A 12,300-nucleotide genomic window follows, 5' to 3' on the forward strand; every position below is an offset into this window, starting at 1 on the left:
TGAACCATGCCGGGGCGTTCCACCTCGGTTCATCTTTCCGGTGTGAGCTGCGGCACCCGGTACGCAGAGGGTCGCCGACTCCGGGGACCGAGCGCCATTGACATATGCCAGAGGCATCATCGTATCGAGTGTTGCCAATTCCCTTACGGGCCTTAGCTCACTGTGCAACAGTCGTAACCGGCCCATCCCGCAGCCTTCGGCCGCGCCGCGCCCGTATCGGAGTACGTCATGCCGTCCCATGTGTTCGCGGACCGCCCCGCCCCGCAGCCGCCGGAGCGGGAAACAGTCGACGCGCTCATCACCCGGACCCGCAGACTCCGCGGCGACCTCGACGCGGTCCGCCGGGACTCGGCGTCCCTCGACGACGACGTCCAGGGCCGCTGGCACCGGGCGCTGTGCGATCTCGCGGTTCATCAACTCGACGACCTGGGCACACATCTCGGCCAGCTCAAGGACGGTCTCCCTGCCGACGGCACGGATGGACCCCGCGACGAACACTCCTGGCACGCGGCCTTCTCCGAACACTTGACCGGCGCCCGGCCGGGATCGCTGATCAGCCGGGTCGGCAGCGCCGAATGGAACCTGATCACCGATGAGATGAGCTGGTCGGAGGAGGTCTACCAGATCTTCGGGCGGCCTCCGGAGAAGGGGCCCCTTTCCCTCGACGAGTTGCCCTCCTTGCTGCTGCCCGACGATCAGACGCGTCTCACCGCAATGGTCACCGACTGCCTCGTGGACGGGAAACCGATCGACGGCGAGTTCCGCATCATCCGGGGCGACGGCAAGCTGCGAACCCTGCACATGATGGGTGAGCCGGTACTGGACAGCGACGGCTGCACGGCTTCCATGTGGGCCGTCCTGCGCGACGTCAGCGACCTACGACGCAGCCAGCATGCGGTGCGCGAGTCACAGGACACCTTGCAGCGCAGGCAACAGATCGCCAGCACGGAGCGCCGGATAGCGGTCGAGCTGCAGCGGTCCGTACTGCCGCACTGGTGCGGCCCGGTACGACTCGCCCACGGCGACCCTGCGGCGCTGGACCTCGCAGCGCACCACCTGTCCGCCGCAGCCCCTACGCTCATCGGCGGCGACTGGTACGACACGATGGAACTGCCGGGCGGCGGCTCGCTGCTCACGGTGGGCGACCTCACGGGTCACGGTCTGAGCGCCGCCTCCGGAATGGCGATGCTGCTCGGTGCGCTGCGCGGGATGGCCGTGGCAGGCATCGCTCCGGGCCCTTTGCTGGGGCACCTGAACCATCTTCTGGAAGTCTCCGCACAGCCGGCCTTGGGCAGCGCCGTGTGCTGCACGTACGACCGGGGCGCCCGGAAGCTGGTCTGGGCCCAGGCCGGACACCCCGCCCCCCTGCTGTTCCGCGGGGGTACGGGGCGTGCCCTTGCGCCGCCGAGTGGGGCGCTGCTCGGTGCGGCGCCCGGCGCCGCCTACGGGCAGGCGGAAGTGCAACTCCTCCCCGGTGACCTGCTGGTCCTGCACACCGCCGGATTGGCGCGGCGCGACGCCATGGACGAATCCGGCCCGGACCGGCTGCTCGCACTCGCACCTCGGCTCGCCGCCGCCGGAACCGCCGAGGAGTGCCTGCGGGTGATCACCGACGAGTGCGGCGAGACGGAACGGCGGGACGATGCCTGCGTTCTGGTCGCCCGGGTCCCGCGCGGCGGCTCCCCGGATGGAGTCCCGGCCCGCTAGGCACCCGCGTTGCGTGGCCGCTTCGTCTGCTGGGGCAGGGCCAGGCCGATTTGCTCCCGCAGGTCCTGGATCGTCGCGTGACCGGCGTACTGGTTCGTGAGCCGGTACATCTCACGGAGCCGGTCCCAGGTGCGATGCGAGGATGTCTCCCCCATCGACACCAGCGCGAGACGGGCATAACGGTCTGCCTGCTCGGGGTCGTCGGCGATGAAGCAGGCGGACGCCAGCGAGATGTAGTCGAAGATCTTCGATCGCTGGCGGCCGTTGATCCGCAGCTGCAGCGCCTGCTTGGCGTGTTGCTGGGCCGCCACGGCGGCCGAGGGCTCATGGTCCGCGAGCGTACGGAAGGCGAGCGCCTGCATACCGTGCAGATCCGCCTCGTCGAACATCTGCATCCAGCTCGGCGGCGGCACGTCGCCCCGGTCCGACACGAAGAGTTCCTCGGCCTCGCCGAGCGTGCGGCGCATGGCCTGGCCACGGCCCATCGACGCCTGCGCCCAGGCCTCGATGGTGTGCAGCATGGCGCGGGTGCGCGGCAGGGTCTCTTCTCCGGAGCCGGTCTTTGCCAACTTCATCAGATCGAGTGCGTCGTCCGGGCGGCCGAGATGCACCATCTGACGTGCGGCGCGCGAGAGGGCCTCGCCGGCCCGGGGCCGGTCGCCGCCCTCGCGAGCCGCGTGAGCGGCGATGACGAAGTACTTCTGGGCCGTCGGCTCGAGACCGACATCGTGCGACATCCAGCCTGCGAGGACCGCCAGGTTGGCCGCGACGCCCCACAGTCTCCGCTGGAGTACCTCGGGGTGGCGGTAGGAGAGCATGCCGCCCACCTCGTTGAGCTGCCCCACAACGGCCTTGCGCTGGAGTCCACCACCGCGAGAGGCGTCCCACGCGCGGAAGACCTCGACGGAGTGCTCCAGCGCCTCGATCTCCTGCGAACCGATGGGAGCGGCCTCGTACCGGTCGAACGCCGTGGGGTCGGCCTGCAGCGGGTCGGAGATGCGGGGGGCGTCCGAGGCGAGGGCCGGATCGGTCTGTAGCCAGTCGTGGATGGCGCTGCTGAGTGCGGAGCCTGCGGCAAGCGCAGCGCCTGCGCCCACCAAGCCGCGTCGGTTGAGCATGAGGTCCATTCCCGTGAATTCGGTGAGGACCGCTGCCGTTCGTTCTGGCGCCCAGGGGAGGCCGTCCGGATTCGCCGTGTGTTCCGCGTTCCCGACGTCCTGCCGTTTCCCCGCGCGCCCAGGGCGTACGAACCCGAGGTCCTCGATGGTCACGACACGACCGAGCCGCTCGGTGAACAGAGCCGCCAGCACCTTCGGTACGGGATCGCGCGGGCTCTCGCCCATGTCGATCCAGCGCCGTACCCGCGACGTATCGGTCGCCAGCTGCTGGTGGCCCATCACGGCCGCCTGCCGGTTCACGAGTCTCGCAAGCTCACCCTTGGACCAGCCGGCCAGGCCGAACAGGTCTGCTAGGCGGGTGTTGGGTACTCCGGTCACGTCAAGCCCCCAGGTTCTCGGCTGATTTGACAGTAACCCTCTGTCAGATGCCCCGCGACTATTCGCCAGGGTTCGCCAGGGTGCGCCAGATGGTGTGCCACCCGCGGGCCGGTGTCAGGTAGGAACGCGCCACCCCGACCCGATGGCCGGGGCGTACTCCCCAGGGTATGTCCCGGCCGCCGCCGGGACGGCGCAGGCAACTCGTCGGCACACGAAGGGATCTGTATCCCCCATGTACACAGCATCGTCCTCCGTGTCCGCCCCACCTCGGTCGCACCGCGCTCTCCCGATAAGTGGCGGACCGTACCTCGACCCCTCCCACGCCGTGGCCGCTCTCGGCGCGGGCCGGGCCCGGCGGGCTGCGGGTCAGGGCAACCAACCGCTCAGCGGGAGACTCGACTTGTCCGGCCCCCAGGGCGCGCAACTGCGCATGGTCATCGCGTCGGTGCACCGCATCTGTCCCGAGTTCAATCCGGTGCAGGTGATGCGCCGCAGCAGCCGTTCGGTGCTGCTCGTCGGCACCACCGGACGGACGACGGCGGTCGCCAAGTGCTTAATCGATCACTCGCCCGCATGGTCGGAGCGCTTCCGGCAGGAAATAGCTGCCTACCGCGCGTTCGTCCGGCATCGCCCACCGGTTCGGGTGCCGCGGCTCATCGCCGCGGATCCCGAGGACTGTGTCCTGGTGATCGAGCGAATGCCCGGACGAGCGGCGGCCCTCCAGCGGCACCCGGTGCAGGCTCCGCCCCGTGCGGATCTCCGGTCGGCCCTGGGCGCCATCACCAAGGTCAACGGGTGGCGGCCGCCCGCCGGGATGTTCGACCAGCCGCTGGACTACGCCTCCCGGATTGCGCGCTACCACGAGCTCGGTCTCTTCACCGACCGCGATCTGGGTGATCTGCAGAAGCTCCTGCACGGTCTCGCGCACTCCGGCGGGCGGCAGGGCATGGGGCAGTTCTGCCACGGTGACGCGCTGCTCTCCAACCTCCTGCTGTCCCCGGCCGGTCCCGTACTCGTCGACTGGGAGCACGCCGGCTGGTATCTGCCGGGCTACGACCTGGCGACGCTGTGGTCGGTGCTGGGCGAGGCGCCGGTGGCGCGCCGGCAGATCAGCCAGCTGGCTCAGTCGGCCGGCCCGGCGGCCCGGGACGCGTTCCTGGTGAACCTGATGCTGGTGTTGACCCGCGAGATCCGTACGTACGAGACAGCGGTGCAGCGCACCATCCGCGAGGCCGCACCGACCGGTGGCGGCCAGCAGGCCCAGCCCGGCGTGCTGTCCCACGGCGAGGAGCAGCGGCTGTTGCTCCGGCGGCTGCACGACGACTGCGCGCTGGCCCGCCGTGCCGTGCGCGCCGCCGTCGGCACCCGCTGAGCCGGCGGGCACAGCGTTCATCCGAGGCCCCGGGGTCGCCCCCGGGGCCTCGGGACCTCAGCGGGTACGGACGATATCGACGTCGGCCGCCTTGACGAACGCGACCCGGTGACCGATCTGGACCGTCACATATTCCGTGCTGCCGGGGAAGTACGTGTGGTCGTACGGATAGGAGGAGTCGATGGTCGGTGCGTAGTAGTAACCCGTGGGGGCCTCGCCGCCCCCGGGGTAGGCCTGGCCGGGCTTGATGGTGTACTTCAGGGCCGTGCCGACATGGGGTGCGGTGAAGTCCGATGGGTAGTCGCTCTTCTCCGGGTAGGCGACCCCGTAAACCGGTACACCGGTGCTGCCGGCCTTCGGCTTGACCACGTAACCCGACGTGGGGGTGGTGGTCCTGGTGTGTGAGGGGCTCTGCATCCAGGCTTCCTGGCCGTACCACCAGATCGCCGTCCAGCCGGGCCTGCGCTCGGCGACGACCGCCTGCTGGGAGGCGCTGATCTTGCTGCCCCAGTCGGCGGCGCAGTTGGTGCCCGGTGACCCGTCGGTGTGCAGACCGGGGTCGGAGAAGAGGGGTGCGTCGGTCGAGGGCTTCGTGTACAGCGGCACGGCGCTCGACGGCTGAGGCGGCAGGTCGACGTTCTTCTCGCAGTCCCTGAAGGCCTGGATGTTCTCCTTGAACACCGGGTTGACGGTGACCAGTTGGCTGCTGGGCCGAGCGGTGGGGACCGTCGGCCTGCCCAGCAGCTTCATGAAGTAGTTCCAGTCCCAGTAGGTGCCGGGGTCCCAGTGCATGGCCGCGGTTCCCGAGGCGCTGGTGGGCGGCACATTGTCATGCCCGATGATGTGCTGGCGGTCGAGCGGGACGTCGTACTTGGCCGCGAGGTAGCGCACGAGTTCGGCCGTGGAGCGGTACAGCGCGGGCGTGTACCACCTCGCACCTTCGGTCGCCACACCCTCCTGTTCGATGCCGATCGACTGTTGGTTGATGTACCAGTTGCCGGCCTGCCAGGCGACGTCCTTGTCCTTCACCATCTGGGCCACGTGACCGTCGCTGGAACGGACCACATAGTGCGCCGACGTCTGGTTGTGCGGGTCCTGGAAGATCTTCAGGGTCTTGTCGAAGGTCTCCTCGGTGTCGTGCAGGACGATGTACTTGATCTTTGCAGTGTGCGGGCGATCGGCCGTGTCGTAATTGCCGTACGTCTCCTTGTCGGCGGGATCGCCGGTCTGCTGGTAGGCGGCGGGGGCCCAGGCACAGTCCAGGGTGCGCGGGCACTCCGGTCGGGTGCCCTGCGGACTCGCCTGCGCCGCCGGGCTGAGCAGCGCGAGACTGAAGGCGCTCGTTGCGGTCAGCGCGAGTGCGAGTCTGATCCTCTGCTTGGACGTCATGGGCGGCCCTTCTTGCCGGGGAGTTGCGCCGGGTGATCTCACACGCGGTATGCGCGCACTCTCCGACCTGAGGTGACAGCACGTCAAGGGCACCGTGTGAGCCGCCTGTTGAAACAGTTGTCCAGACCACTGGCATGCCGGTTGACCTGTGCGAAGGCGGCGGCCACCACATGCTGGCGAAGCCGCGTTACCCGACTTTTACGTCCGCCTGCGCGCGGACACGCCGATACGCCCCGCGGCATGAGAGGCCGGGGGGCGTTGTGCGGGTGCGTGGGGACTCAGGTTGAAGGGGCTCAGCCCTGCTGGAACATTTCGGCCGGCAGCGGCTTCAGCAGCGTGTAGAGATCGTCCGTGATCGGCCTGTCCCAGCTCGCGATGGTGACGAGGACGTTGTCGCTGCGGTCGAACTGGACACAGGAGATCCGCGTCTCGGAGAGCTTGAGGCGCCGGACGATGAGGAGATTATCTCCCTGCATCACGGGCGTGTCCTCGGCGTCCAGCACGTCGACGTGCTCGTCGTTCTCCAGCGCTGCGAGCAGTTGCGTGACCTCGAAGGGGACCTCCCCGTCGGCGAGGTCCCGGGCCGGTGAGCCTTCCGGCAGATTTCCGATGATCATCGCCGGGCCGCGACCGCCGAAGAGGTCGTACCGCAGAAACACACCCTGGCAGCTGCCGTCCGGAGCCGGCAGCAGTCCGGCGCCGAGATTGCCGGGCCAGTCACCCGGGTCCATGGCCAGGACGTCGAAGTCCGGACCCGCGGGAGTGGCGGCGCTGCGGCGGCGGAGGAAGGACATGCAGCCATGGTACGTGTCCTGGCGTGCTGCCGAAGCCCGGGCCGTCCCCGGTCGGCGGCACCGGCCCGCCCCCGGCCGGCGCCGTACCGGTCGCCGCGCCCGTCGGCGACCGGGTCGGCAACCGGAGTCAGGTCAGATCGAAATCCCCGTCGCGTGCCCCCAGTACGAAGGCCCGCCACTCACCCGGATTGAAGATCAGCGAGGGGCTGCCCGGTTTGCCGCCGTTACGCATCGCGATGAAGCCGTCGACGAAGGCGATCTGCACGTCGCCCCGCCCCTGGCTCCCGGATTGCCAGTCCGCATGAGTGAGATCGAGCTCCGGTTTGTCCCAGCCGGCCAGGGTTCGCTGAGGGGTGGTGCTCTCGGCCACGTCCGTGCTCCTCCCGCGTTCGTCGTCCGGGACCACCCTAGCGATGGACGCGGATAACGAACAGGCCACGGCAGAAGTACCCCCCTGCGTGCCTGGACTGCTCCGTGCACCTTGGACTGCACGGATGACGGCCGCGGCCCCACGCCGATCCCTTGACGCTCCCCTCCCCTCCTGAATTACTGATCACGCACAGCACAACCGAATGATCGGTTGTCCGGTTGGGACGGGAGTGGCCCCTATGACAGATCTGCTGGATGCGGCAGAACGGCTCAGCCGTGAGGATCTCGCGGCACTCCAGATCGATCGCCTGCGCGCCACACTGCGGCATGCCTACGAGAATGTCGGTTTCTACCGGGACTCCTTCGACCGGGCCGGCCTGCGCCCGGACGACTGCCGGACACTCGCCGACCTCGCCCAGTTCCCTTTCACCGTCAAGGCCGATCTGCGCGACCACTACCCGTTCGGCATGTTCGCTGTGAAACAGGCGGACATCCGCCGCATTCATGCCTCCAGTGGCACCACGGGACGCCCGACGGTGGTCGGTTACACCGAGCGTGATCTGTCCATCTGGGCCGATGTGGTGGCCCGCTCGATCCGCGCGGCCGGCGGGCGTCCTGGACACAAGGTCCATGTGGCCTACGGATACGGCCTGTTCACCGGCGGGCTGGGCGCGCACTACGGAGCCGAGCGGCTCGGCTGCACGGTGATTCCCGCGTCCGGCGGTATGACCGCCCGCCAGGTGCAGTTGATCCGGGATTTCCGTCCGGAGATCATCATGATCACACCGACCTACATGCTCACGCTGCTCGACGAGTTCGAGCGCCAGGGCATCGATCCGCGCAGCACCTCGCTCCGGGTGGGCATATTCGGCGCTGAGCCGTGGACCGAGGAAATGCGGACCGAGATCGAGGAGCGGTTCGCGATCGACGCCGTCGACATCTACGGGCTCTCCGAGGTGATGGGTCCGGGCGTCGCGCAGGAGTGCGTCGAGACGAAGGACGGCCTTCACGTGTGGGAGGACCATTTTTTCCCGGAGATCGTCGACCCGGTGACCGGCGAGGTGCTGCCGGACGGGGAGCAGGGCGAGCTCGTCCTCACCTCGCTCACCAAGGAGGCGATGCCGGTGATCCGTTACCGGACGAGGGATCTGACGCGGCTGCTGCCGGGGACCGCTCGGGTGTTCCGCCGGATGGAGAAGGTCACCGGGCGGAGCGACGATCTGGTGATCGTGCGTGGGGTGAATCTCTTTCCCACCCAGGTCGAGGAGATCGTGCTGCGTACGCCCGGACTCGCCCCGCACTTTCAGCTGCGGCTCACCCGGGAGGGGCGGCTCGACGCGCTCACCGTGCGGGTCGAGGCGAGGCCGGAGACTCCGTGGCAGGTACGCGATGCGGCAGCCGGGCAGGTGGCCCACGCCGTCAAGGACTCCATCGGGTTGTCCGTGCGGGTCGAGATCCTCGACCCGGAGACGCTGGAGCGGTCCGTCGGGAAGATCAAGAGGATCGTGGATCTGCGAAACGGTCCCGAAGCTCGCGCTTGAGCAGCTTGCCGCTGGCGTTGCGCGGCAGCGCCGTCACGAACAGGATCCGTTTGGGAGCCTTGAAGTGCGGAAGCATCTCGCGGGCGTGAGCGACGAGTTCGTCCTCGGTCGCCTCTTCCCTGCGGACCACGACAGCCGTCACCGCTTCGATCCAGCGCTCGTCCGGCAACCCGATCACCGCCACCTCCGCGACGGCCGGGTGGGTGTAGAGCGCGTCCTCGACCTGGCGGGAGGCGACCAGGACGCCGCCGGAGTTGATGACGTCCTTCACCCGGTCGACCACGGTGAAGTAACCCTCGGCGTCCCGCACCGCCAGATCACCGGAGTGGAACCAGCCGTCCCGAAACGCCTCTGCCGTCTCATCGGGCCTGTCCCAGTAGCCCTCGCAGAGTTGCGGGGAGCGGTACACCACCTCCCCGGCGGTTCCGTCCGGCGCGTCCTTGCCGTCCTCGTCGACCACCTTCGCCTCGACGAAGAGAACCGGCCTGCCGCAGGAATCCATCCGTCCCGCATGCTCGTCGGGTCCGAGCACCGTGGCGAGCGGGCCGATCTCGCTCTGCCCGAAGCAGTTGTAGAACGCCAGCGCGGGCAACTGCTCGCGCAGTCGTTCCAGGACGGGCACCGGCATGATCGACGCGCCGTAGAAGGCCTTGCGCAGCGCGCTCAGATCGCGGGCCGTGAAGTCCGGGTGGTTCGCCAGGCCGATCCAGACGGTGGGCGGCGCGAAAAGGCTGTCGGCCCGGCCCGCTTCGACCAGATCGAAGATCGTCGTCGCGTCCGGGGTATCAAGAATGGTGTTCTCCGCGCCCACCGCAAGATAGGGCAGCAGGAAGACGTGCAACTGTGCCGAGTGATAAAGCGGCAGTGAGTGCAGGGGCAGGTCACTCTCCCGCAGGTCCAGCGCGGTGATGGCGCTGACGTACTCGTGCACCAGCGCGCGGTGGGTCATCATCGCGCCCTTGGGGAGCGCGGTGGTCCCCGACGTGTAGAGCAGCTGGGCCAGATCTTCGGTCCCCGGTGCCCGCTCCGGGACAAAGGTCCGCGGGGTGCTCAGTTCGGCGAGCAGCGAGTCGTCGCTGCCCCGCAACAGCCGCACCGGCAGCCCCGCGGGGACCCGGGCCATCAGCTCCGGGTCGGTGAGTACCAGCGCGCTGCCCGACTGGTTGAGGATGTACGTCAGGTCTTCCCCGGTCAGGTTCTGGTTCACCGGGACGTGCACCAGCCCCGCGCGGGCGCAGGCCAGGAAGCCGATGAGGTAGGCGTCCGAGTTGTGACCGTAGGAGGCGACCCGGTCGCCGGGACGCAGCCCATGCCCGACGAGAACAGCGGCGGCTGTGGTGACCGCTTCGTCGAGGGAGGCGTAGGTCCAGGAGCGTTCCCCGTAACGGACCGCGGTGCGCCCAGGTACCCGCCGGGCACTGCGGCGCAGGACTCCGTCGACTGTGCTGCTGCGTACTTCGGTCATGGCGCGATCCTGCGGTCCGTGACCGAGCGGGTCAAGGTGGCGGGCTTGCCGATAGGCCATCAGGTTCCTTGCCGGCTCGGCGGACACGCGAGCGGAGGGTTGACAGCCCCGCATCGGCGGCAGAATGTTTCGGGGTCGGTGAAGTTTTCGAAAGATACTTTCAGGGAGTCGCCGGATGAGCGGACAGGCAGCAGGCGGGGACGCAGCGAGCGGAGAGATCAGCAGACGCCGGCTCGGCGGCGGAATGCTCGCCCTCGGCGGGGTACTCGCGCTGGCCTCCCTCCCGGCAGGGCCCGCACGGGCGGACCCCGGCGGCAGCGACAGTGCGGTGGCCGGCTCGCGCCGTACCACATTGCGGCACGGCTCCGCCGAACAAGCGGGACTGCTCGGCGCCCACTTGGAGCAGTTGGTGAAGGACGCGGAGGCGTTCCTCGGCCCCTCCCCCACCCACCCCTGGTATGCGGGCGCGGTTCTGCTCGCCGGTCGCGGCGCCACCGTGGCTCTGCACCGGCCGATCGGCCGGGCGGTGCGCTACGCGGCATACGACGAGACGTCCGACACCGGCGTGGAGTTCCCCGCGGACCAGCAGATCACCACGGCCCAGGACACCCTTTACGACCTGGCGTCCGTCACCAAACTCTTCACCTCGATCATGGCGGTTCAGCAGATCGAGCGCGGCTCACTCGAGCTGACGGCGACGGTGGCCTCCTATCTGCCCGATTTCGCGGCGGCGGGCAAGGAGAACGTGACGGTACTTCAGCTGCTCACCCATACCTCCGGATTTCGTGCGACGCTGGCTCTCTACAAGGAGCCGACCCGGGAGGGGAAGCTGCGGCTGCTGTGGAACGAAGCACCGATCAACCCGCCCGGGACCGCATATCTCTACTCGGACCTGAATCTCATCTCCCTGCAACTGGTCCTGGAAAAGATCACCGGTCGCACTCTTGACGTACTGCTCCGGGAAGAAATCACCGTTCCGCTGGGCATGCACCGCACGCGCTACAACCCTCCCGCTGCCTGGAAGCCGAAGATCGCCGCGACGGAGGACGCCCGGCTGCCCTGGTCGGGGCTGGACCGCGGACTCGTCTGGGGCGAAGTGCACGACGAGAACGCCTACAGCTTCGGCGGCGTGGCCGGCCACGCGGGGGTCTTCTCCTGCGCGTGGGACCTGGCCGTCCTGGCCCGCACCCTGCTCAACGGTGGGGCGTACGGAGCAGCCCGCATCCTCCGGGCCGAGTCGGTGGATCTGCTCTTCACCGACTTCAACACCGCCTTCCCCGGCGACAACCACGGCCTGGGGTTCGAGCTCTACCAGCACTGGTACATGGGAGCGATGGCGACGCCGCGCACAGCGGGCCACACCGGGTTCACCGGCACCAGCCTGGTGCTCGACCCGTCCACCGACTCGTTTCTGATCCTGCTGGGGAACTCGGTCCACCCGGTACGCAACTGGCGCAGTGGGAGCGCGCCGCGGGTCGCCGCCGGCAACAATCTGGCGCGTGCGGTGCCCGTACGTCCCGTGCAGGGGCGCACCGCATGGTTCACCGGCATGGCGAGCGCGAGCACGACCACCCTCGCGCTGCCTTCGCTCAGGCTGTCCCCGCTCGCCACCGGCTCCCCGGCCTCCACACGTCAGCGGGCGCGTCTCACCGCCTCGGTCTGGTGGGACACCGAGCCGCACTCCGACTTCCTGTTTCTGGAGGTGTCCGCGGACGCGGGGGCGACGTGGCAGGCGCTGCCCTTCTCCACCACGCTCGATGGGCGGCCACCACAGATGCATCCGACGGGTGCGGTGGAGGGATGGTCCGGCCGGGTGTGGCAACGGATGGAGGCGGATCTGACCGCCTGGCAGGGCAGGCAGCTCCAACTGCGCTGGCGCTGCACGACGGACCCGCTCTACGTGGGACGTGGGGTGTACCTGGGCGGGATCCTGGTGGAGGACGGCCGGCACGCGGTCTTCGACGAGATGCGGCCGCGTGACGCGGCAAGGATCGCAGCCGCCGGGTGGGTACGATCGCGGGACTGATGACAGGCGGTCAGGACGCGGGCGGAGCGGAGCGGTTGACTCGCCGACGCGAGATCCATGTCACAGGCAGCCGTGCCGGATTCTCTGCAACCGCTCGCGGCTGTCGGAGCGTGATGTCGGACGTAGATCACTTGTGGTGGA

9 protein-coding genes are annotated in these 12,300 nt (G+C 68.9%); 4 read left to right on the plus strand and 5 right to left on the minus strand.

The window, feature by feature from the left end; all coding sequences use genetic code 11:
* Positions 1-228 precede the first annotated feature (228 nt).
* Positions 229-1,707: a SpoIIE family protein phosphatase gene (locus AB0436_RS11735; RefSeq protein ID WP_366467621.1), complete on the plus strand. Its 1,479-nt coding sequence runs from the start codon at positions 229-231 to the stop codon at positions 1,705-1,707.
* Here the strand turns inward: AB0436_RS11735 and AB0436_RS11740 are convergent.
* On the minus strand, positions 1,704-3,203 hold the full coding sequence (locus AB0436_RS11740; RefSeq protein WP_366467623.1) for a hypothetical protein: 1,500 nt from the start codon (positions 3,201-3,203) through the stop codon (positions 1,704-1,706). The genes AB0436_RS11735 and AB0436_RS11740 overlap by 4 nt on opposite strands.
* Before the next feature lie 232 nt (positions 3,204-3,435).
* Between AB0436_RS11740 and AB0436_RS11745 the strand changes: the two genes are divergently transcribed.
* Entirely contained in the window at positions 3,436-4,575 is a 1,140-nt protein-coding gene (locus AB0436_RS11745; protein ID WP_366467624.1) for an aminoglycoside phosphotransferase family protein, read from the plus strand.
* Positions 4,576-4,632: 57 nt separating this feature from the next.
* On the opposite strand, the gene AB0436_RS11750 is transcribed toward AB0436_RS11745, so the two are convergent.
* The 3 genes from AB0436_RS11750 to AB0436_RS11760 all read right to left on the minus strand — a co-directional run bounded on the left by AB0436_RS11750 (position 4,633) and on the right by AB0436_RS11760 (position 7,128).
* Positions 4,633-5,964, minus strand: coding sequence for a peptidoglycan recognition family protein (locus AB0436_RS11750; protein WP_366467625.1), 1,332 nt, complete (start codon positions 5,962-5,964; stop codon positions 4,633-4,635).
* Between the two features lie 293 nt (positions 5,965-6,257).
* Positions 6,258-6,758: a hypothetical protein gene (locus AB0436_RS11755; RefSeq protein ID WP_366467626.1), complete on the minus strand. Its 501-nt coding sequence runs from the start codon at positions 6,756-6,758 to the stop codon at positions 6,258-6,260.
* A gap of 127 nt (positions 6,759-6,885) precedes the next feature.
* Complete coding sequence (locus tag AB0436_RS11760) at positions 6,886-7,128, minus strand: DUF397 domain-containing protein (protein WP_366467627.1); 243 nt, start codon at positions 7,126-7,128, stop codon at positions 6,886-6,888.
* Between the two features lie 238 nt (positions 7,129-7,366).
* On the opposite strand from AB0436_RS11760, the gene paaK reads away from it, so the two are divergent.
* On the plus strand, positions 7,367-8,668 hold the full coding sequence (gene paaK, locus AB0436_RS11765; protein WP_366467628.1) for a phenylacetate--CoA ligase PaaK: 1,302 nt from the start codon (positions 7,367-7,369) through the stop codon (positions 8,666-8,668).
* Here the strand turns inward: paaK and AB0436_RS11770 are convergent.
* Positions 8,622-10,133 (minus strand): acyl-CoA synthetase, encoded by a 1,512-nt coding sequence (locus AB0436_RS11770; protein ID WP_366467630.1) that lies wholly within the window; start codon positions 10,131-10,133, stop codon positions 8,622-8,624. The genes paaK and AB0436_RS11770 overlap by 47 nt on opposite strands.
* Positions 10,134-10,308: 175 nt before the next feature.
* Here AB0436_RS11770 and AB0436_RS11775 point away from each other — a divergent pair, with 175 nt between their 5' ends.
* Positions 10,309-12,159 carry a serine hydrolase gene (locus tag AB0436_RS11775; protein WP_366467631.1) on the plus strand — a complete coding sequence of 617 codons (1,851 nt, stop codon included), beginning with the start codon at positions 10,309-10,311 and terminating at the stop codon, positions 12,157-12,159.
* Positions 12,160-12,300 lie beyond the last annotated feature (141 nt).

Source organism: Streptomyces sp. NPDC051322 (assembly GCF_040689485.1).
Classification (GTDB): Bacteria; Actinomycetota; Actinomycetes; order Streptomycetales; family Streptomycetaceae; genus Streptomyces.